This is a genomic window from Brevibacillus borstelensis, from assembly GCF_036700025.1.
Lineage (GTDB): Bacteria > Bacillota > Bacilli > Brevibacillales > Brevibacillaceae > Brevibacillus > Brevibacillus borstelensis.
Genome location: NZ_CP144922.1, coordinates 297,491 through 323,360 on the forward strand (window position 1 = coordinate 297,491; position 25,870 = coordinate 323,360).

Below are 25,870 nucleotides of genomic sequence, written 5' to 3' on the forward strand. Positions count from 1 at the left end.
TAGACAACATTTTGCAAGGGAAGCAGGTACACGGCCGCGGTGTGGGGAGATGGAAGGGACAAAACTGCTCCACTGCGGCTCCCTTGTGTGCGTGCAAGCGAGAGAAGAGGGATTTGTAGTGAGATTTAGTGTATTGGCAAGCGGGAGTACCGGCAATGCGATCTACGTGGCAACGGATCGCATCTCGGTGTTGATCGATGTGGGGATTACCGGCAAACAGGCAGAGGCGGCTCTGCGCGAGATCGGCGTGGACCCGACAGAGCTGAGCGCCATTTTGGTAACGCACGAGCACGTCGACCATATTAAAGGAATTGGCGTCATGGCCCGCAGGTACAATCTCCCAATTTATGCCAATCAAAAAACGTGGTCTGAATTGGATGGCCAGATCGGTACGATTCGGGAGGACCAGAAGCAGCTGTTTGAGGTAGGCGAGAAAAAAGAGCTGGAGGATTTGGGAATCGAGTCTTTTGGCATTTCTCACGACGCCGTCGAGCCGATGGGCTTTTGCTTTTACCACAATAACAAGAAGCTGAGTGTGGCGACCGACCTCGGCTACGTCAGCGACCGGATCAAGGAGACGATTCGCGGTGCGGATGCCTATGTGTTTGAATCCAATCACGATGTCGAATTGCTTCGCATGTCGCAGTATCCGTGGAGCATCAAGCGGCGTATTTTGAGCGACGTCGGCCATCTGTCGAACGAAGCGGCTGGCGAAGCGATGATTGACGTTTTAGGCGGACGGGCAGAGAGGGTATACCTCGCGCATCTGAGCAAAGAGAATAACATGATCGATCTGGCGCGTCTGACCGTAAAAGGGATTTTGGAGGAGAGCGGTCTCAAGGTCGGAGATGACGTCCATCTGCGGGAAACGTACCCGGACCGCCCGACCAAGCTGGAGTTTTTATAGACGGCACCCGTATGGATTTCCTGCCGCCAGTTCCACAACCTTTCCATATTTCTCACGCCATTTTGCCGAAAACAGGTCGTATACTGAGGATGTGAAATGGTATACGCGATAGCAAAATCTGCAAAGCTAGGTAATAGAGAAAGGAGAGCGTGAACCATGGGTTTTTACGATGACATGGCACAAGTGGAACGGAAAAAGCGTTCGCATGGAATAGGGCGCTTGGTGATGACCTCCATTACTTCCGCGGTGATTGGAGGGATGGTAGTTCTCTTGATGCTGCCGTCTCTCTCCAAATCAGGATACATTTCCATGGTAGAGCCGGGTACGGCCAATGCCATGAGCAATCCGGCCGCCAATCTGTTCGCCCAGCCTGTATCGGTCGAGGTTACTTCGGCTACGGTGGATGCGGTGGAAAAAACGGAAGATGCGGTCGTGGGGATCATCAATACGCGCCGGGTCGTGAACTGGTTTAATGAAGAACAGGTTCAGCGCGGCGAGGGTTCTGGCGTCATCTTTGAAAACAAAAACGGCAAAGCGCACATTATTACCAATAATCACGTTATTTCCGGAGGAAGCAAGATCCAGGTAGCACTGCCAAACGGCGACACTGTCGACGCCAAAGTACTGGGAGCCGATCCGTTTACCGATCTGGCCGTTCTGGAAATCGACGGCAGCAAGGTGAAAAAGGTAGCCGAGCTGGGCGACTCCGGTACGCTGAAGGTAGGAGAGCCGGCGATCGCCATCGGCAACCCGCTCGGACTGGAATTTTCCCGTACGGTAACGCAAGGGATCATCAGCTCGCTGAATCGTTCGATGCCGGTGGATATCAACGAAGACGGCCAGGATGACTGGGAGCTGGACGTGCTGCAAACGGATGCGGCGATCAACCCGGGGAATAGCGGGGGCGCTCTGGTCAATATCAAGGGACAGGTAATCGGCATCAATACGATGAAAATCTCCAAGACAGGTGTGGAAGGGCTCGGCTTTGCCATTCCGATCAACGACGTGAAAAAAATCGTCGGCGACCTGATGCAGTATGGAGAGCTGAAACGGGCTTATCTGGGCATCGAGCCGTACAATTTGACCAGTGTGCCGCGCTACCACTGGAAAGAGACGCTGAACCTGCCAAACGATGTGAAAGCGGGCGTCGTGATCAGCAAACAGCCGGGCAGATTTTCGCCAGCAGGCAAGGCTGATCTGAGGCAATACGACGTCATCGTCAAGCTGGATGGCAAAGACATCGACAACGGCGCGCAATTGCGCAAATACTTGACGCTGAACAAAAAGCCGGGAGAAAAAATGGAAGTTACCTTCTACCGCGATGGATTTATGAAAACCACGACGGTGACACTGGAAAATCAACCTTCCAGCAATTAAAGCGGGAACACCGGTTATCCATACTGGCAAGAGCAAAAGCAAATGAAAGACGGAGGCACCCTTTGCGGGACCTCCGTTTTTTGTTTCGGCTTTAAATTTTGACAACAAGCTGATTAAGGTTTTCCGCCATTCTAGCCAGATCAACGACGGCATTGGAGGTTTCTTCGGTGCTTGCTGACGTTTCCTCGGTCACGGCCGCGATGTTTTGCGCAGCCTTGAGAACTTCCGAGGTCTGGGCGCTTTGCTCCTCGCAGCTCGCGGCTATTTCCGCAATCCGGGTCGACGTCTCTCTTACGTAGCTGACGATTTCATCAAAGGATTGATACGCTTGCGATACGAGGGCGCTGCCGTTGTTGACCGTATCGACTGTTTTTTGTGTGCTCGTCTGCATTTGGCCGATCAGTTCGATGATTTCTTTCGTGGCGATACTGCTTTGCTTAGCCAGTTTGCCTACTTCACTGGCTACGACGGCAAAGCCGCGGCCGTGCTCGCCGGCCCGTGCCGCCTCGATCGAAGCGTTAAGGGCCAGCAGGTTGGTTTGGTTGGCGATATCCTGGATCGAGCTGATGATGCTGTCGATCTTTTGGGAGTTCGCCAGCAGCTCGTCTACCTTGAGCGTGATGTCTTTCATGCCCTCGATAGAGTTTGCCATCATCTGTCCGCCGCTGTGGGCGACATCGACCGTTTTGTTGACGAACTCATTGGTTTGCTCGATGTTAACGGCAACCTGGGTGATTGCTTGGTTCATCTGCTCGATCATTTCCGAGACATTCGTTACGGTGCTGGCCTGGAATTGGCTGCCGGAAGCGATTTCTTCGACGCTCGCCGAGATTTCTTCCGAGGAGCTGGCAACGCTCTCGGAGGATTGCTGGATCTGCTGCGTGACCTTTTGAATGTCACGCATAATGATGAGGATCAGGAGAATGCCGATGACGATTGCAATCACGCTGATCGCGATCACCGTAATAAATCCGGTGTTATTGAGCGAGACAGCATTCGATGTCGCTGCATTGGCACCATTTCCGTTTAATTCGACGAGCGATGAGATAACCTTTTTCGCATCAGTCCATTGAGCTTGCGTGCGGTTAATGGCCGCTACGGTTTTTGCTGTATCCGTGTTTCTGGCTACTTGCAGTACGGCCGGAATTTGCTGGGCATAGGCTTCCCAGTGGGTTGAAAAACTGCTGTAGATTTCTTTTTCTTCATCGGAAGAAATGAGCTTTTCGTATTCCGCCCGTTTTTGCTCGATGTCCTTCAGAGCATTGTTTACCTGTACTTCAAGGGCATTGATTTTATCGAGATCGGTTTCAAGGCCGATCTGTGAGATAATCATCGGCAGGTTGGTGATGTCTTCATCCAGATCGCCGAGCACCAAAACGCTTGGCATCCAGTTTGTATTTATCTCTTCTGCCTTATTTCCGATTTTCCCCATCAGAAATAACGATATTGTGGAAGCGAGCAGCAATAAACATAATAACACGATAAAACCGACTAAAACCTTTTTCCGTATGGTCATCGTTGTTCCCCTCTCCATCTGCGGTGTCATACATAGTAAGTACCCACTGGATAACGGGATTGAAACATGCTTGGATGAGATGTCGCCGATTTTTACTTTTACAAAGGATTAGGTAAGTGCTGCGGCATCGTGTACAATGAGATCAAACGGGATAAGGAGAAACTCTGTGACGGGACGTCAACATACAGGAGAGATCAACGCTCAGGGGCAGGGGTGGTTCAGCGAAATGGAGCTGTTTCAACAAATCTATACCGGCCTGTCGATAGTCAATTTGCTGTTGGCAGCGGTTTTAATATTCATGGAGAGGCGAAACATCGCTTCTACCTGGGCGTGGCTCATGGTCTTGCTGTTTTTGCCGGGGATTGGCTTTGTCATCTACCTGGTGTTTGGCCAAAGGCTGTCGCGCCGCAAGCTCTACAAGCTGAGGGAAGGGGAATTTTCCCGTTATCAGGTGGTGCTGGAGGAGCAAATCAGGAAGATGGAAAGCGGGACCATCCGCTTCCACGATCCAGCCATCGTCGACCACCGCGATATGATCCACATGAATCTCGTCAGTGATGCCGCGCTGTATACGCAGGATAATCACATTGACATATATACCGAGGGGCAGGCAAAATTTGAAGCGCTGTTTGCCGACATTGCCAAGGCAGAAGACCATGTCCACCTGCTCTATTACATCATCCGAAAAGACGAGCTGGGAGAGAGGCTGATCCGCGCTTTGACCGAGCGGGCGGCGGCGGGCGTAAAGGTGAGGCTGCTGTACGACGCGATCGGTTCGTCCGAGCTGACGCCGCGCTTTTTCCGCCCGCTGGTGGAAGCGGGGGGAGAAGTGGCCGCGTTTTTCTCATCGCCGATTCCATATGTAAACATGTGGGTCAACTTCCGCAATCACCGCAAGCTGGTGATCATCGACGGCGAGGTCGGCTATATCGGCGGCTTTAACATCGGAAACGAGTATTTGGGGATGGATCGGAAGCTCGGGTACTGGCGGGACACCCATCTGCGGATTACCGGCAGCGCCGTCCATCTGCTGCAGGCGCGCTTTTACCTGGACTGGAATCTGTCGGCCCAGGTACAGCGGAGGATGGAGGACGAGCCGCGCTATTTCCCGCCGAGTCAGAGGACCGGAAACGTCGGCATCCAGATCGTTTCCAGCGGCCCCAACTCCGAGAAGCAGCAGATCAAGCACGGCTATTTGAAAATGATTTACAAGGCAAAAGAGCGCATTTATTTGCAGTCGCCTTATCTAATCCCCGACGACAGCCTGCTGACGGCACTGAAAATGGCCGCCATGTCCGGCGTCGATGTCCGGGTCATGATACCCGGCCGGGCCGATCACAAGCTCGTCTACTGGGCGTCCCAGTCGTATCTGGGCGAGCTGTTGAAGAGCGGCGTGCGCTGCTTCCGCTACGAGAAAGGATTCCTGCACGCCAAAACGATGGTCGTGGACGGACAGATCGCTTCCGTGGGCACGGCCAATCTGGATATACGGAGTTTCAAGATCAACTTTGAGACGAACGCTTTTTTGTTTGACTCGGCTACGGCGGAGCGGCTGGAGCAGATTTTCCTTGAGGATTTGGCTGAGTGTCATGAGGTGACACGGGAGGAGTATGAGAGCAGGCCGCTGAAGGCGCGGTTGCAGGAGTCGCTGACGAGGCTGTTGTCGCCGATTTTGTAGGGCACAAATGGATGGGGCGTTGAAGGGGGAAAGCAAAGCGGCTGGCTGTGGTGGATCGGACTGCATGTCGGGGCAGCCGGTGTGTTGGTGAGCCGGTATGAGGGACTGTAATGTCAGATAGCAGATAAACGGAGCTGACCGCATGCCATAGAGAGCAGGCGAGCAGCAGCTGGTAGGCAGAGAAAATAAGCAGAGCCTGCGAGCAGTAGCAGGTAGACAGAGAAGATAAGCAAAGCGGGTGAGCAGTAGCAAGTAGGCAAAGTACACAGCAGGAGTTTTCAGGAAAAAGCGACCGTGTCTTCGGCCGCTTTTTTTGTTTTCAGCATTCTTTTCGATTTCCAAAAAATGATGTGTCGATCCCCGAAAGGATGGCGTCTAATTCATGTGAAGGGAGTGAGGGAGGGAAGTGGAAGAATCGACGCCTTTTGACCCGGCCTACTGGGTTTCGCGAGCCAAACGGAAGCGCGAGGATTTTGCTCCGCTGTACGATTTTTATTTTGAGCGAATTTACCGCTATTTTGCATTCAAGGTGGGGAGGTCGCATGCAGAAGATTTGACACAGCTCACTTTTATGAAAGCCCTGAATGGACTGTCGAGCTACCGGGAAGAATCGCTTTTCTCCACCTGGCTGTTTCAGATTGCAAAGCGTGTGCTGCTGGACGAAAACCGGAGGCTTCGACGGCGGCCGAAGGAGACGGAGCTGGATATCATACAGACCGAGCTATCGGAGGGGCATGCTGAGAGGACAGCGATTCAGCTTGACCTGTTATCCGCTTTGCAGCAGTTGCCCGAAATTGAGCGGGAGATCATCATGCTGAGATTTTTCGCAGACTGTACGCTCGTCGAAGTCGCAGAAATTCTGGAGATGGGCGAAAGCGCAGTGAAAAACCGGCTCTACCGGGCTCTGGAAAAGCTGAAAGGCAAATTACGCGGATGGGGGGATTTGAATGAACGGCGACAGGAGAAAAACAGCTTCGTCTGAGCAGACCGAGCAGCTTGCCAAGCAGATGATGAAACCCCGGACGGATTTGCGAAGCGATGTTCTTGAACGGGAATTTCCCGGTTTCATCGAGGTCGTACAGGGGCTTGAACGAGAGAGAGAGGCGCTTTCCCCCGATCCAGGCACGCGAGAGAGAATCAGACAAACATTGTTTGAAACGGCAGGGACCACAAAAGCTCCCGTTCGCCAGCGAAGGGTCGCGAGAAAATGGATGTTTGCAGCAACCGCTGCATGCTTTTTCTTTGTCATCTTGATTGCTGCCAGTTTCTCATCGCCGACGATGGCCGAAAAGCTGAAAAGCATTCCGCTAATCCGATCCGTGTTTTCCCTGTTCAAGGATGAAACCTTGCATATCGCCGGGGAAAAGGGGCTTGTCACACCGGCCAGTCAAAGCGTGACGGTGAACGGAATTACGGTGACAGTAAACGAAGTGTTCTATGACGGCTCGCGTATCGATATCGGGTATGCCATCCAGGTGCCCGAAGCCGCAAGCGAAACAGAAGCCCTTAATATCGTCCGCAATATCAAGATATGGGAATTTACCGTGGACGATTCTGACAAGCCTGTTCCTTACAAAGGCAGTCAAGATGTGGAGCGGGTGGACAAAAACCTGTTTGCGGGGATGAAGCATATGGAAGTGACAGTGCCGTTGCCTGACAAGTTTACTTTTCATGCAAAGGTATCGGTTGGCGACGACTTGTCAGATCCGAAGACAACGGGGCAGCTGGACATTCCGGTGGTAAAACAGATGAAGCCGGAAGACAGCGCAGAGCTGTCCCCGGACATTTCCCAGACCATGGAAAGCGGCTATGTGTTTGAAGTGGAATCCGTAACGCTTACTCCGGCGTCGACGACCATTTTGCTGAAAGAGATTCCGCCGGACGATAAACCGTATGACCCTGCGTACAGGCTGCTGAACGACAAGGGAGAAGCCATCGAAGAGGCGGAAGAAACCCTCACTTGGGACGAAAAGGGAATCTGGAGAAGGTTTGTCATTCCACTCCGGGAAAGACCGGAGTCCGTGAAGCTCATCCCGAGCATGAACGGCGTCGAGGAAACGAATAAGGCCGTAGTCATTCCGCTCAAAGCGGACAGTCAAAACAAATAAATGAAAAGAGGAGAGATCATGATGGGAAACAAACGGACACCGCAAACAATCGGCGGTCTAGTTTTGGCCGGCGTGGTCACAGTCGCGGGCATAACGGCAGCGCTTCCGGGGGAGACATCAACCGTGCAAGCGGCGCCTGCGAAAACCGCAACCGGAGCACAGACAAAAGCCGCACAGGCCAGTCCAAGTGTGACGGTGAACGGAATGACAGTGACGGTGAACGAAGTCTTCTATGACGGCTCGCGTATGGATATCGGTTATGCCATCCAGATGCCCAAAACCCAGAATGAAGCAGAAGCTCTCAAAATGGCCCAAACAATCAAGCTTTGGCAATTTACCGTGGACAATTCCGACAAGCCCGTTCCTTACAAAGGCAGTCAAGAAGTGGAGCGGGTAAACGGAAACCAGTTTAAAGGGATCAGGAATATCGAAATCACGGAGCCGTTGCCAGACAAGTTTACCTTGCATGCGAAGGTGGCATTTGGCAATGATGTGACAGATCCAAAGACAACGGGCGAGCTGGACATTCCGGTGGCAAAACAGCAGAAGTCGGGAGTTGGCGCAGGGCTTTCTCCCAAAGGGTCTCCGTCCGGGCAAAGCGGTGCAGGGGGCTCGGCAACGCCTGCTCCTGACAAAGCAAAGGAACCTTTGCCCAAGCATGTTCAGCAAAACTATCAAAAATTATTGGAGGCTGAACCGCTGCTGAAAGGCCTGAAAATGACGGGGTATTCCAAAAGCCCGATGACAGACAACAGGCAAATTCGCGGAGTATGGGGAATCGTGCTCCATGAAACCGGGAATTTTGACGACAAGGGGAAAATGTTTGCCTCGATGCAGTTTGACAGTACGACAGGAGAGCTATTGGATTATGGCTCCTTTGGTTCTCCCACCTTCAGGGAAGAGCCAGAAAAAAGTGCGCAAACGGAGGCTTTTTACAGACAAAAAGCAGCCGAATTTTTTCAGAAGCTGCTCGGCGATGAGCATGTGAAGCAGTATCAGAAGACCGGAACAGTGGAAATAAGCATGAGAACCTACAATAAGACCGTGGAAAGACAAACGGGTACTGCCCAATTTGATTACAAAGGCGAACGTTTTCAGATGGTTGTGGACGTCAACGGCTACCTGCACACGTACAATCGCATACCGCTGTCCCATTTGCTGAAACAGCGGTAAAGGACAAAAAGAATAACAAAGGAAAAAACATCCCGACCCACTATTTTGCAGTGGAACGGGATGTTTTTTAGTGATGCTCTACCAGGCTGTCTACGGGCACGCTTTGTTCGCGCTCTGGCTCGTCCAGCGGATAGACTCTGGCCATCTCGGTATCGTCATCGACGTGCTGGATATAGACCGGCACTTTATTCAAGGTAACATTCGCCATGACGGGGGAAGCCGCGATTTCCTTGGCGCGCTGCTTGTTCATTTTACAGACCTCCTCGTGATGTTGTCCCCACTAGTATTTGCTGGAGGGGTGGGAGAGCATTCCGAGACGTGTTTTTATGGGGATGAGATTCTCGGGTAGCATATGCCGGGGAACGCTCTTTTTTCCAATGCGGAAAGACATGTGAGGCCGCAGACCCGCACCATTTGAAAATGGGGCATTCTGGGGTAGAATAAGGACGACAAACAGGAACGGAAAGGACGATTTACGAATGGACAAGAAAGAAAAAACGATTCGCATCGAGGGCAAGGACGTAGCGCTGCACCCGGAGCATCCGGTGCGCTTTGCCTGCATGGAGCATGCGGATACGCAGATAGACGAGTATGTGGATGAGTTCGAGGCTGCGCCGGATACGTACCGCGCCGCTTCTATTGAAGACGACAAGCTGGACAAGCGCTGCCGCGAGTGCGGAGCTCCGGCTGAGATTGCGTTGTTGCGCGAGAAGGGAATGTAAGGGCGTGCAGATTACGATCGTAACGGTAGGCAAGCTGAAGGAGAAATACTTGCGGGAAGGGATCGCGGAGTACACCAAGCGCCTGTCGGCATATTGCAAGCTGCAGATCGTGGAGGTCAGCGACGAGAAAGCGCCGGAAGAGCTGAGTGCAAGCGAAATGGAGCAGGTCAAGCGCAAGGAGGGCGAGCGCATCCTGGCCCAGATCAAGCCGGATCATTACGTGATCGCGCTCGCCATCGACGGGCAGATGTGGTCGTCGGAGAAGCTGTCCAGCGAGCTGGACAAGCTGGCTTTGCACGGGCGCAGCCAGGTGGCGTTTGTCATTGGCGGGTCGCTGGGGCTGTCGGCTGAGGTGCTGAAGCGGGGGGATGTGCAGTTGTCGTTTTCGAAGATGACGTTTCCGCATCAGTTGGTGAGGCTGGTGCTGGTGGAGCAGGTTTATCGGGCGTTTCGGATTGGGCGGGGGGAACCGTATCATCGTTAAGGGTAAAATGGGGAGGGAATTAAACAATTCCCCCACGTTAATGTTGTATCTCGACTTACGCTTTTTCCAAGGTTGGAGCTGTTCTTCAACATCAGGATATAGCTGTTTCAGCAACTCATAGGTGTTTTCCATTGCATCAATCGTGAAGTCAAAGCGGAGATTGATTTTCTCGATTCGTCGACCAATGCCCCGAGGCGCTTCTTTGCTTACGGTAATATCTTTGATTACGAGGCGAAGGAGCGCTTTTTGTTGTTCGGGTACCACATTAGAAAGTACCATTTGAAAATCAGACAATAGAATGCGAAGCGCTTCATAATCAATTGGTTTGGTATCGGCATCAGAAAGCTCGGTTTGAAGTTGTCGAAAACGAGATTCCAGTTGCGTTTTCTCCTCTTCAAGCTCATTCAGTTTCTTGCTGATAATTTTTTTTGGCATGGATTCATCAAGTAACGCTTCAAGCAGCTTATTGGTTTTTTTGTCAATTTGCTTTAGTTTCGATTCAACTAATTTCTGCTCTTGGTAGAATGGCTTTTCTGCATTGGCTCTTTGTGCGTTAACCTGGTTAACAATCATCTTTAGTGTCACAGGGTCTGAAACAAGGAGGGACAGGTGGGACATTACTTCTTGTTCTGCAATGTCTGCACGTATGGAGTTGGCCTTACAAACGGTTTTCCCTTTGTTGTGGTGTTGTCCGCACACATAATAGCGATACCTAGTACCTTCTGAACCTTGAGAATAGCCAGGAACCATTCCATAACCACACATGGGGCATTTGAGAAGACCACTTAAGACAAATGGTTTTTCTGAGCGCGATGGTTTGTAGGAGCGTTTTTTGCGTAGACTTTGGACTCGCTCCCATTGGTCTTCAGAAATAATGGCTTCATGTTCACCTTCAACCACTAAGTATTCTTTGTTTCTCCCTTTGCGCCGTTTTTCTGACCAGTTCTCCTTCTGGTTAAAGCGGACTTTCCCGATATACATAGGATTGCTCAAGATATCTTTAACAGCAATCACAGAAAAAGCGTTGCCTTTTTTGGTTTTATAGCCTTTTACATTAAGATGACCGACAATTGCCTTATACCCGAGACCTTGTTCAGCAAGGTTGAAGATTTCACGAATGAGAGCAGCCTCTTCGTCATTTACTACTAGAGTTTTATTTACAGAGTGATAACCTAAGCAAATTCCCCCATTAAACTTCCCTTGTTTCGCACGTTCGGTCATCCCCATTTTTACCCGACCTACAATGGTGTTACGCTCCATTTCTGCAATGGAACCAACCATTTGAAAGACCATTCTCCCCATCGGTGTTGTTGTATCTATGTTTTCATTAATACTCACAAGCTGGACACCGTTTTTTTCTAACTCATCGTTGATTTCGATAGCATCTTTAAGCTTTCTCGCCAAGCGGTCAATTTTGTATACCAGAACAACATTGAAATTACCCTGCCTGCTGTCTTGCAGTAGACGCTGCATGTGAGGTCTACCCTCAATGCTTTTACCGCTATACCCTTCGTCTACATACTGCTCCACAACCTCCATATTATGAACTTCGGCATAACGATGTAGGTCAGCGAGCTGCGCTTGTATACTAAAGCCTTCATTTGCTTGCTCTTCTGTGCTTACACGCACGTAAATTGCTGCTCTAAGCTCTTTCATGTAACCTTCTCCTCTCTATTCATTGTTTGTTGACTTAATTTATTGACCATACTGGCAAGTTGCTTTACGAACTGTTCTTTATGTTTCTCACCTTGCTCAATGTTTGTCGGGAGATTTACTTTACTGTTATAGGTCACTTTTGATAGATATAAATGGTCCATATTACCACTCCATTCCCTTAGTTATTAAGTGAATTTTGTTGAAGGCGGTTTAATTCCTCAATAAATTTTTTAGTTTCAGCATTGACTGTAATCTTGCCAAGTAGTAGTTCTGCCTGGTATAAGGGTTGAATCAAATTGATAAGCAGTTGTATCACAGAGGCATCTGTTTTCGTTTCAAGAAGCTGTTTTATCAAGGCAAGTTTTAATTCTGCGGTGGACTTATCAGCTTGTTGGTAAAGCTTTGTGGCAATTTCTAGTGACACATCGTGGACAATATTTTCATCCAGTGATAGCGGTTGGAGCGGTAGGTTTGTTCTTACCCATTGTTCATAAGGAATCCTAATATTGTTTTCATGGCACACCTTAATAAATTCCAGTAGCATCTGTCTTAGTTGACTTTGATATGTATCCACAACGATTGAATTTGGATTCATATCCAATGATTTAGCCAATTTCATAGTTGTTTCAAATGATGGTGCACATTTCCCATTTTCAATCTCCGAAATGTGAGTATGAGAAACACCTGTTTTTTCTGCGAGTTGACGAAGTGTAAGATTAAGTTCATTTCTACGGCTTCGTAATTCTTGACTCAAGTTCAATGTAATCACCTCTACATTTATTATATCATGTTCGGATTTAACTTTACATATTTACATCATATTTGATATTATAAAATCACGAATTGTATGATTTTATATTTACAGCTTACTGTGATTGTGACCTAAGTAGATAAAGGATGTCTAAAGTCTAACTGAGCACTAACTTGATAAGGAGGAATTTAGTTGCGCCCATAACTATAAGCACTAAATATTAAAATTTACAGAGGATGGAAATAGTAATCCACTTCCCCGTACTTGTTGCACCTTCGGGGGAGATAACCAATAAAAAGGTTAATCGCTACTCCCAGAAGGAGTAATTTCATGTGAAAGTATCATCCTATTGGAATAAGAAGGTGCAACAACATCCTCATGGCTACATGAAGTACAGGAAACTATTTGAACAAAGGACTGAATTATGGGAGAGTCCTATTGACGGAATTATGCTGTTCTTTGAAGGGCCTGTTGCGTCTGATTTTTATGCTTTGCTAAGTGAGTTTGGAATCCATCATAAATACTGCCGCAATAAGTCAATGTATGACCAAGTTTTTTCACTGGGACCAGTACGTGTCTTTCAAAGACCAAGATTTACAAACATACCGCAGGTAATGATAAAGCTTAACCCATCAAACGCTGGCCTTACACTAGAGCAAATTAGCCACTGGTTAGATTTAATTTGCGGAAATATACAAAATGTATTGGTCTATAGGGTGGATTTCAAAATAGACATGCTAGGCTTGGAAACAAGTGAATGCATTAACAGTTTCTGGTGCTCAGGCTTTAGAAAATTTGATGATTCAAGGTATTCAGGCGAGACACTATACATGGGGAGTAGGCGAGGAAAGCGGCAAAGAGTAGTGTACAACAAAACGAAGGAATCAAAGTTGCCCTTTGTTTTAACCAGGATTGAAACGCGTGAACGGTTTAAAAAAGGTCGACGATTAACATTTAATGACTTCTGTTCGACCCTGATTACATACAATCCATTCGAGGGCGCGTATCTGGTAAATGTAAATAGTCCCGATTTCCAATTTTGTCTCAAGAAGTTCGGTAAGTCCATTATTGAAAATAGTGTGATTAAGACACTTAAAAGCTTGAGTCCTTACCAAAGAACGGCACTTGTAAAAGTAATTGAAAGTGATTATCGAAACAATAACATTGCGCTGGTATATCAAGACCAACTTAATAAGTGGTTAAACCATGAAAACCAAATGAGAAGCATATCATCAAGGAAGGGAGGCTGTGCATAAATGAGTGTAATAGCCAACATTACAGAGTTAAATCCTAAACATAATGTTCTGGCAACAGCACAGGTGAAAACAGATGGCTTTGGAACCATAAAGGGAATTGAATTGCTTCATAACCTTAACACAGGTGAGTACAGGATTATCTTTCCTATCCCAGAGGGTAGGAACACTCCTTGTATTGAAATCAGTGATGTCAAATTAAGAGAGAAAATCCTTGATGCTGCTGTAGCAAAATATGTAGCATAGATTCGAAAACGGAATTTTTTGGACACGGAGGCTAACCGTAAAGATTTAGAACAAGAGAGAACCGCTACTAAGAAGAGGCGTGACTACAAGAAAGAATTGTTGAAATTCTACAGAGGTTCAAAGATTTCATCGGACCACAACGATGTAGTAATCAAGGAAAAGTAAGCCTGTCAAGGTACGTTCTTTGCCTTGACAGGCGAATCATATCTCCGACACTTTGGTTTTCCCAGCAAGTCATTGCTGGGCTGGCTCACGCCGAGTGACGGGGTGCAGGGGTGGTAATCCCTGCGTCTCTCCCTTTGGGGGACGGAAGGGGGCTGGGTGTTAACTTTATTATCATGTATCCACACGGTAAATGTTACAAAACTATTATTTCAATGGTTATATATAACAGATTCAATAAATGGTACAAACCAGTTTGTATATTCTACCCGCTTAGTACAACTAAAACCGCGGTAGGACTGGGATGTTCTTAAAAGGGAGTGCAAAGTGCCATCATAACAACCAAAATCAATTATCTTAAATCCTCCCCTGTTCTTTAAATGAATAGAACCATTCAAAACCAACGATTACATGGTCGAGAATGTCGATACCAATAATTTCACCGGCCTTTTGCAGACGTTCCGTGACAATAATATCTTCTCGACTCGGTTCCGGTTGGCCGCTTGGGTGATTATGAATTACAACAGCAGATGCGCAGCTTTTCCGAATTAATGGTTTGAAGACTTCACGAGGATGTACAATTGAGCTATTAAGTGAGCCGATGAAGACGGTCTCCTTAAATACAACCTGATTCTTCGTATTCAGTCCTATGACGACGAAATGTTCTTGCGTTAAAAACTGCATGTCCTTGACATACTCAAAAACATCACGCGGCGACCGTATGATATAAGTGTCTTTTGAGGGAACCGGCAGCATTCTGGCTAATTTCAAAGCAGCAATGATTTGTTGTGCTTTGACTGGACCGATACCTTTGATAGCCATCAGCTCTTCTTCTGTTACATCCAAAAGCTCTTGAATCGATGAGAAACGGTTGAAAAGTTCATTGACCAAGTAACCATTGGTTTTTTCACGCAAGGTGTTCGCTAACAAAGTTCTGAAGGCTGCAATATTGTATACATTATTCATGGCCAAAACCCTCCTGAAAATGAAACAGGAGAGGCTCTTCGCCCCTCCTTGTTTTTCGTTGATTGATTCATTTAAAATAGTTGTGTGTTGTTGTTTGGTGTGTTCCTAGTAGCGCACTTTTTTGTGTAAGTGACTCAATTGCCATTTCCAGCAAGACAAGTTTGACAAGAAGCTTGACATACATCATGCTTCGTTAGAATTCAAGTTTGCTTTGCTGTTTAGTTTCTCTTTAAGCGCTAAAAATCGGCATATTTGCTCAATTAGCCGTTTCAATTGTTTCATAGATTTCTCACCTCCAATCTAATTGAACGCCTCTCACCATTCAGAAGTCCTCGCTGTAAAATGAAAAACCTAGATAGATTCCAATAAAGGAACTAACTAGGTTTGTATGAGGGGTGGGGCACCAAACGGCGTAAAAAATGCTTTAACATTACGCCTAGTACCCCGGGAATTTTATATGGAAATGTAACTCTATAAAGGCATTTTGATACCATGCTAGCGCGAAGCGCGGGTATCTACTGAATGACAGCTTTATATATTTGTGTTGAGCCTGTCCTTGTGAATATACCACTGACCAAGTTGTAATAAATGACCGCTAACGGAGGGGAATATCTGCCCATCTTTTTTCAGCTCAGAGGAGGTATTGGCGTCCCCTGAGGATAAATATGTTAAGAAATAATGGAGAACGGAGGGATAATAATCGATGAACTCAGCAACAACATTTGATAGTACGAAAGAATCGCTCCTTGACCTTCTCCGCAGTATTAAGGAAGGCAAGACGCAGCTTCCTGATTTCCAACGCGGATGGGTCTGGGACGATGAGCATATTAGAAGCTTGCTCGCGAGTATATCGTTGTCTTTCTCAATTGGAGCAGTGATGATGCTACAAAATGGAAACGAAGAGGTTTGGTTTAAGCCTAGGGTTGTGGAGGGAGTCAATTTATCTAATCCCCCGGAACCTGAACGACTTATACTAGATGGTCAACAGCGTTTGACATCACTGTTTCAGTCGTTGTTCTCCGGCAAGCCGGCAGTGACTCGTGACCCAAGAAACAAGGAAATCAAAAGGTGGTATTACCTTGATATAAACAAAGCACTTGACCCAAACGCAGACAGGGAAGATGCCATAATAGGGCTTCATGAAGACAAAATGATGCGTAATTTCCGCGGAGAAGTGATGCATGACTATTCAACTATGCAAAAAGAATGTGAAGCCGAGCTATTCCCGTTATCCCTGATATTTAAACTATACAAAACAGACTGCATGGCAAATGTGTTACTTTCAAGCTGACCCAAGCAAGATGGCAGAAAGAATTAACAAGTGGAACGAGCTTACTCAAAAGGTAATCGAACGGTTCCGACAGTACCAAATCCCCATCATTCACTTAAGAAAGGAAAATCCCAAGGAAGCAGTATGCCAGGTGTTTGAGAAGGTAAACACGGGCGGCGTCTCACTGACCGCGTTCGAGTTACTGACCGCAACATATGCTGCAGAGGATTTCAATTTGAGATTGGACTGGAATTCCCGGGAACGAAGTATTCGTAATAACAAAGTCTTGGAGTCGATTGAAAATACAGATTTTCTTCAAACTGTTACGTTACTCGCTACATATGCGAGGAAGAGGGAGAACGTGGATGTCGCGGTAAGCTGCAAGCGTAAGGATGTTCTTCGGCTTTCACTAATTGAATATCAAACGTGGGCAGAACAAGCTACACAAGGTTTTGAGAAGGTTGCTAAGTTCCTATATGCTCAAAGGATTTTTGCGGCAAGGGATTTGCCGTATCGTACTCAGACGGTTCCTCTAGCGGCAATCTTTGCAGTTTTAGGCGACCGGGCAGATAATGACGGAATCCGTACCAAATTAGCACAGTGGTACTAGTGTGGTGTATTGGGTGAGCTGTACGGAAGTGCTATCGAAACTAGGCTTGCAAAGGACCTGCCGGAAGTGATTGATTGGTTAGGTGGTAAAGAGGCTCCTTCAACGATTCAAGATGCAAACTTCTCTCCGGCCCGGTTATTGACATTAAGAACAAGGAATAGTGCAGCGTACAAAGGGATATCGGCATTGCTTCTTAAGGAGGGAGCACTTGATTTCCGCAGTGGAGATGCAGTCGATTTGCAAATGTATTTCGATGAGCGGATAGATATCCATCATATTTTCCCAAGAGCGTATTGTAACACGAAGAGAATTGACCCAAGGAAATGTGATAGCATTGTTAATAAGACGCCGCTGTCAGCAAAAACAAATCGGATGATAGGCGGCAATGCTCCAAGTGTTTATATTGCACGGCTGCAGAAGTATGCAGGTATTACGGTTACGCGGATGGAAGAAATACTTGAATCACACGTTATTAACTATGACTCAATGAGCGGCGATGATTTTGACAAGTTCTTCAGCATGAGGCAGAATGCGCTCTTGGATAGAATTGAGAAGGCAATGGGCAAGCAGATAAGCCGTGAAACTACCGATGTTGATGATGTAGATGAAACTGAAGATGATGAAGTAGAACTTGCTACGGAACTGAGTTAAAAAACGTGGAGGGGGCAATCCTGCCGCCTCCATTTATTTTTCCATCATGTTATCAATACTTCTCCAAAACTCGGGGCCCAAATCTAAGTTATCATCGCCAGATTATCTACTGAAAAATATGCTATCAACATCATAATCATCGTCTTCCGGCAAGTATATGCTTAATAATGATTTTTAGAAATAATGCCCATAACCCCGAATGGGGAAGGAATCCCATTTAATCTGTTGAATGTATCTGAAGTATATTTGATAGGCGGCAGTTACCACGTTTTTGGAGTTGAATGTTACTAGTTAGTGATATTAAATAAGGCCTGTTGCTGGTATAGAACATAAAGTAATTGAGAGAGAACACAAGTCACATCAGTGTTTGACCGCAAAAGCGAGGAGAATTTTATGGCAGTCAAGAAAAGTGAATTATATAGCTCCCTGTGGGCAAGCTGTGATGCATTACGAGGTGGGATGGATGCATCACAATACAAGGATTATATATTGACCCTCTTGTTTGTGAAGTATGTTTCAGACAAGTTTAAGGGTGTTGCTTACGGCGACATTGAAGTTCCCGAAGGCGGCAGCTTTGACGATATGCTCGCGCTGATTGGTAATAAGAACATCGGCGAAGAAATGGACAAAATTATCGCCAAACTTGCTGAGGCCAACAACCTCAGAGGAGTTATTGACAACGCGCACTTCAATGACGAGGACAAACTTGGCAAAGGCAAGGAGATGGTCGATAAACTGAGCGAGTTACTTGGCATATTCCGCGACCTAATGCCAGATTTTAGCCGCCACCGCGCCGACGGCGACGACATCATCGGCGATGCTTACGAATACCTTATGAGGAACTTCGCCACCGAAAGTGGGAAGAGCAAGGGGCAATTCTATACCCCAGCCGAAGTGTCGCGCATCCTTGCTAAAGTCGTTGGAATTGAGCATGCTAAAGCGGGTGATACCACGCTGTACGACCCAGCTTGTGGTTCTGGTTCCCTACTAATCCGCGCAGCTGAAGCCGCCCCAGTCGATGTAGCCATATATGGCCAAGAGAAAGAAGGCACCACAGCAGGTCTTGCCCGTATGAACCTCGTTCTGCATAACCGAGCGACCGCCGAAATTAAAGGTGGTTACAGTACGTTCTCCGACCCTCAGTTTAAGAATCCTAACGATGACGGGGCGTTGCGCCAGTTTGACTTTGTGGTCGCAAATCCTCCGTTCTCCGATAAGAACTGGACACACGGCTTGAAAGAGTACGGACGATTTGATGGTTACGGTGACCGCCCACCACAGAAAAATGGTGATTTCGCTTGGCTACTCCACATTATTAAGTCGCTGAAGCGAAACGGTAAGGCTGCGGTCATACTTCCCCACGGCGTATTGTTTCGTGGCAATGCAGAGTTGGCTATAAGGCAATCACTGATTGATATGGGGTTAATCAAAGGCATTATAGGCTTGCCCGCGAATCTATTCTATGGCACGGGGATACCCGCTTGCGTTATTGTCATCGACAAAGAGAACGCCGAAGAGCGGGACGGTATATTTATGATTGACGCGAGCCGTGACTTCATTAAGGAAGGCAATAAGAACCGGCTTCGTGAGCGAGATGTTTATAAAATCACGACAGTGTTCAATCAGCGAATTGAATTACCAAATTACTCACGCTTTGTACCATATGACAAGATAAAGAATCAGAACGCATACAACCTCAACATAGCGCGCTACTTAGACAGCGGCGCTTCTGAAGATTTACAGAACATCGATGGACACCTAAATGGCGGTATTCCGAGTGTAGACGTTGAAAGCCTGTCGCTTTATTGGGATGCATTCCCAAACCTAAAATCTGCGTTGTTCAAGCCTCTCCGCGATGGCTTTTATTCGCTTGCTGTGAACAAAGACGACATCCGTGACACAATATACTCCGACTCGGACTTTTCCGCATACGCTAATAAGGTGGAGAACGCCTTTGAAAGTTGGAAGAAGAAAGTTGACGGTAAACTACGCACTGTAGACGGCACAACTAAACCGAAACTGCTGATTGCGGAGATTGCCGAGCAAATCTTGGTGGAATACGAGCCTATCACACTTGTTGATAAGTATGACGCTTATGAGGTGCTACTGTCCTACTGGAACGAAGTAATGTCTGACGATGTATACCTGCTCGTTCAAGAGGGCTATAAAGCAGTTCGCGACATTGAAGTGTTCACTAGAACAAGCACCAAGAAGAAAAAAGACGGCACGGAGGAAACGAAAATTACTGAAACAGGGTGGGACGGCAAACTTGTGCCGAAAGAACTTGTGATAGAGATGTTCTACTCTTCAGAGCAAAAAGCGATTGATGATGCCGAAGCAATTATCGCAACAGCACAAGCTGAACTGGACGAGATGGTCGAAAACGCAGAAGAAGGCTCGGTAATCAATGATGTTCTAACAGATAAAGGAAAGTTAAACAAGACTCTGCTGAAAGTGCAACTTGAAAAGATACGTTCAAGCATTGTGACTGATGAAATTGAGGCCTTGCTTGCACTACAGAATTCCTCTCTGCCAAAAAAGAAGGAAGTCGAGGCGGTTGTCCGTGCCAATCCGCTGTACAAAAACGCCGTGACAGATAGTGGCACGATAACCACCGCAAGCATTAAGAATCGCATTGCGGAAATTCGAGCGACTGCCGACGTGCCTGAACCTCATGCTGACGATTACGCGGTTCTGATGTCGTTACAAGAAAAGCAAACCTTGATAGATGAGCAAAGCGCGCTTCTGAAAGAGCTGAAATCAGCCCTGGATAAGAAAGCCCGCGACCAATACGCCAAGCTGACGAATGACGAGGTTATAGAACTCCTACTTGAAAGAAAATGGTATCGTTCGATTGTCGGCGGTGTTTATGCGTTATACGAGGCTGTAAGCCACCGTATCGCCGAGCGAGTGACGGAACTCGCCGACCGCTACGGGAGAACAATGCCGGAGCTTGAAACTGATACCTCCGAGCTCGAAAATAAGGTGAAATCCCATTTGGAAAGGATGGGATATGTATGGTAGTGCCGAATGGGTGGGCATTAAAACCATTAGAAAAGATTATGCGAATTCGCAAAGAACGCGTTAATCCGCAAGCATATAAGAACATCCGCTGTATTGAACTGGAGCATATTGAACCCGAATCAGGGCAGCTATTGGGTTGGATAGAATCAAAAAATCAGCGTAGTCTAAAGGCTATGTTTACAGCAGGCGATGTCTTATTTGGTAAACTTCGTCCATATTTAAGGAAATATTATTACCCAAATTTCGATGGAGTATGTTCAACCGAGTTTTGGGTATTTACAGCTTGTGATGATTCTGTTGACAATAATTATATTTATTACATTGTTCAGACCAATAGATTTCTCGAGACAGCAAACTCAACAACAGGAACGAAAATGCCTCGCGCAGATTGGTCGTTAATGAAAGAGGTATCGTTTTCAGTACCACTGTCTCTCCACGAACAACGCACCACTGTAACCGCGCTGTCGGACGTGGATAAATACATCACTGTATTCGAGAAACTGATTGCCAAGAAGCGCGCCATCAAGCAAGGCGCGATGCAGGAACTACTCACAGGTAAGCGTCGGTTGCCAGGGTATAAGGGCGAGTGGGTGGAAAAACAGCTCGGCGAGATAAGCGAGGTTAGAATGTGCAAGCGTATTTTTGCCCACCAAACAGTAGCAAGTGGAGATATACCATTTTATAAAATTGGCACTTTCGGCAAACAACCTGACGCATACATTTCACGAGCTTTATACGAGGAATATATAAACAAATACTCCTATCCCAACAAAGGCGACATTTTGCTTTCTGCAGCGGGAACAATCGGGAGAACTGTTGTGTTTGACGGCACTCCATCCTATTATCAGGATTCAAATATTGTTTGGCTTGAAATAGATAAGAGTGAGATTTGTAATGAGTACCTATACCACTACTATCAAGTGATTGAATGGGCATCACCTGAGGGCAGCACTATTTCGAGGCTATATAATGGAATCATTAAAGCGACAATTATTAAACTTCCACCAACCCTTGCCGAGCAAAGGGCAATCGCAGCCGTTCTATCCGACATGGACGCGGAGATTGCCGCGCTGACATCGAAGCTCGAAAAAGCGCGACGCATAAAGCAAGGTATGATGAGTGAATTGCTGACGGGCAGAATACGGTTGATTGAGGGGGATGTGGACAATGGCAAAAATTAACGAAGCCGAGCGCAAAACTCAAGACCGCGTACTAAATTTGTTCCGCGACAAGGCAACTCTAGGATATGAGTATTACGGCGATTTACGCCACCAGATAAATAGTAATGTTATAGCTGAAAAGCTGATGGCCTTCCTCGTGAATAAGCAGAAGTACAGCGTGAGCCTATCGGAAAAGGCTGTTGAAGCTCTACTTCGAGCCGCAGGAAACCTGCAACAGGGGCTGTACAAAGCTAATCAGGACGTGTACTCATTTCTCAAATACGGCGTGAAAATTAAGGAAAACCTCGGTGAGCCAGAAAAAACCGTATACTTTATCGACTGGGAGCACTTTCAAAACAACGAGTTTGCCATCGCTGAGGAAGTGACGATTAAGTCGGGAAGTCAACGCCGTCCTGACCTTGTCGTGTATATCAACGGCATCGCCATAGCTGTGATTGAACTTAAAAAATCCACCGTGTCGGTTTCACAGGGCATAAGACAAAACATCTCCAATCAGAATGAGCATTTTAATAAGCCGTTATTCACCACCATTCAGTTCGCCATGGCTGGGAACAGCGGCGAGGGTTTGCGTTATGGCACAATTGAAACACCAGAAAAGTATTACCTTGAGTGGAAAAACGACACCGTCAACACAGAGGCACAGCCGCTTGATGATGTTTCGCTTGATATTCTAGAAAAGTGCAAGCAGCTCCCGGACAAACTGGATTGGCAATTGTTCAGTATGTTCTACAAACCGCGTTTACTTGACCTGATTCATAACTTTATCGTGTTCGACAAGGGCATTAAAAAAGTATGCCGACATAACCAGTTCTTCGGCATCAAAAAGGCGCAGTTGAAACTCAGCAATAAACAAGGTGGAATAATTTGGCACACACAAGGCAGCGGCAAGACACTGACCATGGTATGGCTGTCCAAATGGATATTGGCGAACAACCCCAATGCCCGCGTCTTGATTGTCACTGACCGTCAAGAATTAGACGAGCAAATGGAGAAAGTCTACCGGGGCGTAGACGAGCGGGTTTACCGAACGAGCTCCTGCGCTGACCTTGTGGAGAGATTGGATAAGACTGATAAACGACTGATTTGTTCACTGATTCATAAGTTCGGTGTGCGTAACAGCTCGGAAAAAAATGAAAACCAAGCGAAAAAATCCGTTGAGCAATATATCAGAGAGTTAAAAGCCGCTTTGCCGCGAGACTTTAAGGCAAAGGGTGATTTTGTCGTTTTCGTGGACGAGTGCCATAGAACTCAGAGCGGGCTACTCCACGCAGCGATGAAAGAGATACTGCCGAATGCCATATTCATAGGGTTCACAGGTACGCCACTACTTGTAAAAGATAAAAAAACAACTATAGAAGTTTTTTCGCCAGGGTATATCCATACCTACAAGTATAACGAAGCAGTCGAGGACGGAGTTGTTCTTGATTTACGGTATGAGGCACGAGACATAGAACAAATAATCACTGCGCAGGACAAGATTGATGCATACTTTGATGCCAAGACCCGCGGATTAAATGACACTGCTAAAGCGAAACTTAAGTCCAAGTGGGGAAAAATGCAGAAGTTGTACAGTTCCCGCAAGCGGCTTGAGGTTATCGCGGAAGATATCATGGCCGACTTTGATATCAAGAACCGGCTCGCCGACGGCAACGGCAACGCCATGCTTGTGGCGGATTCGATTTATACAGCTTGCAAGTATTATGAGATATTTCAGTCACGCGGATTCAAACAATGTGCGATAGTTACATCGTTTGTGCCACTTGAAAGCAATCTTCGCACAGAAACCGAAGATGCAGAGGAGTTTGAGAAATACGAAGTATACAAGAAGATGCTAAACGGTCAAACTGTGGAGGACTTTGAAGCAGAGGTGAAGCGGAAGTTCATAGAGGAACCGGCACAAATGAAACTGCTTATTGTAGTTGATAAGCTTCTGACGGGATTTGATGCCCCGCCCTGCACCTATCTTTATATAGACAAATCAATGCACGACCATGGACTATTCCAGGCAATTTGTCGTGTCAACCGTCTTGACGGCGAGGCAAAGGATTTCGGCTACATTGTGGACTACAAGCAGTTGTTCGAAGATTTGGCAGATGCTCTTAACAAATATACCTCGGGTGCATTCGAAGGATATGCTGCTGAGGACATTGAAGGTCTGATAAAAGACCGCCTAGTAGAAGCCAAGAAGCATCTCGACGCAACGCTTGAGGAACTCGACGACCTGTGCGGAGGAGTACCAGCTCCACGTGCCGAGATTGATTATATCCATTATTTTTGCGGCGAAAGTGGAGTAGGCGGCATAGATGACGATTTCTGCTCTCGGAGCCGTGAAAAACTGTATAAACTTGTGAACCGCCTTGTCCGCGCATGCTCTGAGATTAAGGGGGAGATGGCGAATGCAGGATATACAGATACCGAACAAGCGGATATAGATAAGCAAGTCACATTCTATCTCGCACTGAAAGAAACCATCGGAAATACCAGTGGCGACTTTATCGACCTGAAATCTTATGAAGCAGATATGCGGCGCCTTATCGATACCTATATCAAAGCAGAAGACAGCCGTAAAATTGGCGAGTTTGATGACTTTACTCTGCTTGACTTTGTCTTGGCGCAGGGAGAGAAACTTGGTGGCAAGGGTAAGGAGGCCGTAGCCGAGGCAATTGAGAATAATATTCGTAAAAAGGTAGTTGAGAAAATTCTCATCAACCCAAAGTACTATGAGAAGATGTCGGCTATCCTTGATGAACTTATCAAGGCACGGCGCGAGGGCGCTATAGCCTATGAGAATTTATTGGAGAAGTATATTGAACTGGTTAAGAATGCCGAGAAGCCTGAAAACAACCCACACTATCCTGAAAACATTCGGCATAGCGGGGCGCTGCGGGCGTTTTACGATAACTGTGGCAATGATGAGGCGCTGGCAATCGCCATTGATAAGGCAGTACGTGAAAGTAAACAAGTAGATTTTCGGCATAACCCATTCAAGGAGCGAAGAATTAAGCATGCTTTGTTTAAGTTATTGAATGACAGAGACGAGGTCGAGCGGGTCTACAACATCGTTGTTGAACAAGGAGAGTATTAGATGACGCTATTGATTTCGGACATACCGATTGAGGTGTGTAGAAAGAATATAAAGAATATGCACCTTTACGTCAAACCACCGAACGGTAAAGTGACGGTGTCTGCACCGCTCTCAATTAGCGACGAAGCGATTGAACGGTTTGTGCGGACCAAGGTCAGTTGGATAAAGAAACAAGTTAGCAATTTCGACAATCAGTTACGCCAATCGGAACGAGAACATGTTTCTGGCGAGACACTTTATGTTTGGGGCAAGCAATATTTCATAGAAACCCACTACGGTAATAAGAATTCGCTTGTGTTGGCTGGCAATAGGGCTCTTCTAACCGTACGTAAGGAAAGCAGCACCGAACAACGAGAAAACTTTATCCGTGAATGGTATCGGGAATTACTGAAAGCTGAGGTAGCGCGTGTACTACCCAAGTGGGAGAAGATTACGGGCTTGAAAGCCTCAAGCTGGCAAACGAAGTATATGACTACTAAATGGGGAACATGCAATACAAAAACAGGGAAGATATGGTTAAATGTACAGCTCGCCAAGAAAACGCCAGAGTGCCTTGAATACGTTATTCTTCACGAACTGGTTCACCTTGTCGAAAGAAACCACAATGAGCGATTCATTTCGCTCATGGACAAGTTTATGCCAATGTGGAGAGAGGTCAAGGTATCGCTGAACGCGCAGACACTGGACTATATGAAATAAAGGGATGAGCCAGAGCTCAATATTGATTTTTGTTGGCTCAAGGCCTATCCCTTTTTTGCATTTTGAAGCTTTAGTTTACCCTATCAATAGATACGGTGATGACATTCGTGCTGGAAAGTTAGGAAAGTCGGAAACCGTATTTACCTTGGGGAGCTTTAAGCCGCTTTTACCATCAGAATTGCGAGATGATATGGTCAGTCGCGGTTTCTTTTTCTCCGAGCAGTCTACCTCAACCAACAAGAAGAATCTTTTGTTTCCAGTACAAGTTATAGACAAATTATCTTGAAATCAAATAAAATATCCAAAGTTAGTTAATACAAATGTAGATGTGAATGGTAATTAGTGCCAAAG

General features: G+C 46.8%; 21 protein-coding genes and 1 pseudogene. 17 read left to right on the forward strand and 5 right to left on the reverse strand.

Going from position 1 to position 25,870, the window contains the following annotated elements:
- The first annotated feature begins 118 nt into the window (after positions 1–118).
- Both V5G20_RS01600 and V5G20_RS01605 read left to right on the forward strand, forming a co-directional pair.
- Complete coding sequence (locus V5G20_RS01600) at positions 119–907, forward strand: MBL fold metallo-hydrolase (protein WP_003388813.1); 789 nt, start codon at positions 119–121, stop codon at positions 905–907.
- Between the two features lie 156 nt (positions 908–1,063).
- Entirely contained in the window at positions 1,064–2,284 is a 1,221-nt protein-coding gene (locus V5G20_RS01605) for a S1C family serine protease (protein WP_172920126.1), read from the forward strand.
- Between the two features lie 91 nt (positions 2,285–2,375).
- Here the strand turns inward: V5G20_RS01605 and V5G20_RS01610 are convergent, their stop codons facing one another.
- Positions 2,376–3,800 carry a HAMP domain-containing methyl-accepting chemotaxis protein gene (locus V5G20_RS01610; RefSeq protein WP_024984316.1) on the reverse strand — a complete coding sequence of 475 codons (1,425 nt, stop codon included), beginning with the start codon at positions 3,798–3,800 and terminating at the stop codon, positions 2,376–2,378.
- 226 nt (positions 3,801–4,026) lie between these two features.
- Between V5G20_RS01610 and cls the strand changes: the two genes are divergently transcribed.
- From cls to V5G20_RS01630, 4 genes are all read left to right on the forward strand, one after another.
- Positions 4,027–5,478 carry a cardiolipin synthase gene (cls, locus tag V5G20_RS01615; protein ID WP_122957871.1) on the forward strand — a complete coding sequence of 484 codons (1,452 nt, stop codon included), beginning with the start codon at positions 4,027–4,029 and terminating at the stop codon, positions 5,476–5,478.
- Positions 5,479–5,884: 406 nt separating this feature from the next.
- The gene (locus V5G20_RS01620) at positions 5,885–6,460 is read left to right on the forward strand and encodes an RNA polymerase sigma factor (protein ID WP_024984314.1); all 576 of its coding nucleotides are present in this window, start codon (positions 5,885–5,887) and stop codon (positions 6,458–6,460) included.
- Entirely contained in the window at positions 6,426–7,586 is a 1,161-nt protein-coding gene (locus V5G20_RS01625) for a DUF4179 domain-containing protein (protein ID WP_338463058.1), read from the forward strand. Before V5G20_RS01620 ends, V5G20_RS01625 begins: the two co-directional genes overlap by 35 nt.
- Before the next feature lie 18 nt (positions 7,587–7,604).
- On the forward strand, positions 7,605–8,759 hold the full coding sequence (locus V5G20_RS01630; protein WP_338463059.1) for a DUF4179 domain-containing protein: 1,155 nt from the start codon (positions 7,605–7,607) through the stop codon (positions 8,757–8,759).
- Between the two features lie 67 nt (positions 8,760–8,826).
- On the opposite strand, the gene V5G20_RS01635 is transcribed toward V5G20_RS01630, so the two are convergent.
- Positions 8,827–9,009 carry a small acid-soluble spore protein H gene (locus V5G20_RS01635; RefSeq protein ID WP_243015077.1) on the reverse strand — a complete coding sequence of 61 codons (183 nt, stop codon included), beginning with the start codon at positions 9,007–9,009 and terminating at the stop codon, positions 8,827–8,829.
- A 229-nt stretch (positions 9,010–9,238) separates the two neighbouring features.
- Between V5G20_RS01635 and V5G20_RS01640 the strand changes: the two genes are divergently transcribed.
- Both V5G20_RS01640 and rlmH read left to right on the forward strand, forming a co-directional pair.
- Positions 9,239–9,481: a CxxH/CxxC protein gene (locus V5G20_RS01640; protein WP_003388805.1), complete on the forward strand. Its 243-nt coding sequence runs from the start codon at positions 9,239–9,241 to the stop codon at positions 9,479–9,481.
- A gap of 4 nt (positions 9,482–9,485) precedes the next feature.
- Positions 9,486–9,965 carry a 23S rRNA (pseudouridine(1915)-N(3))-methyltransferase RlmH gene (rlmH, locus tag V5G20_RS01645; RefSeq protein ID WP_338463450.1) on the forward strand — a complete coding sequence of 160 codons (480 nt, stop codon included), beginning with the start codon at positions 9,486–9,488 and terminating at the stop codon, positions 9,963–9,965.
- 618 nt (positions 9,966–10,583) lie between these two features.
- Here the strand turns inward: rlmH and V5G20_RS01650 are convergent.
- Positions 10,584–11,621, reverse strand: a pseudogene (locus tag V5G20_RS01650) (recombinase family protein); the annotation flags it as partial.
- Between the two features lie 178 nt (positions 11,622–11,799).
- Positions 11,800–12,375: a helix-turn-helix domain-containing protein gene (locus V5G20_RS01655; protein ID WP_338463060.1), complete on the reverse strand. Its 576-nt coding sequence runs from the start codon at positions 12,373–12,375 to the stop codon at positions 11,800–11,802.
- Positions 12,376–12,704: 329 nt separating this feature from the next.
- Here V5G20_RS01655 and V5G20_RS01660 point away from each other — a divergent pair, with 329 nt between their 5' ends.
- Both V5G20_RS01660 and V5G20_RS01665 read left to right on the forward strand, forming a co-directional pair.
- Entirely contained in the window at positions 12,705–13,628 is a 924-nt protein-coding gene (locus V5G20_RS01660) for a hypothetical protein (RefSeq protein WP_338463061.1), read from the forward strand.
- Positions 13,629–13,871, forward strand: a complete 243-nt coding sequence (locus tag V5G20_RS01665; RefSeq protein ID WP_338463062.1) for a hypothetical protein — start codon at positions 13,629–13,631, stop codon at positions 13,869–13,871.
- A 519-nt stretch (positions 13,872–14,390) separates the two neighbouring features.
- On the opposite strand, the gene radC is transcribed toward V5G20_RS01665, so the two are convergent.
- Positions 14,391–14,999 carry a RadC family protein gene (gene radC / locus V5G20_RS01670; RefSeq protein ID WP_338463063.1) on the reverse strand — a complete coding sequence of 203 codons (609 nt, stop codon included), beginning with the start codon at positions 14,997–14,999 and terminating at the stop codon, positions 14,391–14,393.
- Positions 15,000–15,702: 703 nt separating this feature from the next.
- Between radC and V5G20_RS01675 the strand changes: the two genes are divergently transcribed.
- From V5G20_RS01675 to V5G20_RS01705, 7 genes are all read left to right on the forward strand, one after another.
- Positions 15,703–16,290, forward strand: coding sequence for a DUF262 domain-containing protein (locus V5G20_RS01675; RefSeq protein ID WP_338463064.1), 588 nt, complete (start codon positions 15,703–15,705; stop codon positions 16,288–16,290).
- Between the two features lie 10 nt (positions 16,291–16,300).
- Positions 16,301–16,879, forward strand: a complete 579-nt coding sequence (locus V5G20_RS01680) for a hypothetical protein (protein WP_338463065.1) — start codon at positions 16,301–16,303, stop codon at positions 16,877–16,879.
- A gap of 9 nt (positions 16,880–16,888) precedes the next feature.
- On the forward strand, positions 16,889–17,530 hold the full coding sequence (locus V5G20_RS01685) for a hypothetical protein (RefSeq protein WP_338463066.1): 642 nt from the start codon (positions 16,889–16,891) through the stop codon (positions 17,528–17,530).
- A gap of 393 nt (positions 17,531–17,923) precedes the next feature.
- A complete protein-coding gene (locus V5G20_RS01690) occupies positions 17,924–20,554 on the forward strand; it encodes a type I restriction-modification system subunit M (protein WP_338463069.1) in 2,631 nt (876 codons plus the stop codon).
- Entirely contained in the window at positions 20,548–21,735 is a 1,188-nt protein-coding gene (locus V5G20_RS01695) for a restriction endonuclease subunit S (RefSeq protein WP_338463071.1), read from the forward strand. The genes V5G20_RS01690 and V5G20_RS01695 overlap by 7 nt, the downstream gene beginning before the upstream one ends.
- Positions 21,722–24,820, forward strand: a complete 3,099-nt coding sequence (locus V5G20_RS01700) for a type I restriction endonuclease subunit R (protein ID WP_338463073.1) — start codon at positions 21,722–21,724, stop codon at positions 24,818–24,820. The genes V5G20_RS01695 and V5G20_RS01700 overlap by 14 nt, the downstream gene beginning before the upstream one ends.
- On the forward strand, positions 24,821–25,519 hold the full coding sequence (locus V5G20_RS01705; protein ID WP_338463075.1) for a SprT family zinc-dependent metalloprotease: 699 nt from the start codon (positions 24,821–24,823) through the stop codon (positions 25,517–25,519).
- Positions 25,520–25,870 lie beyond the last annotated feature (351 nt).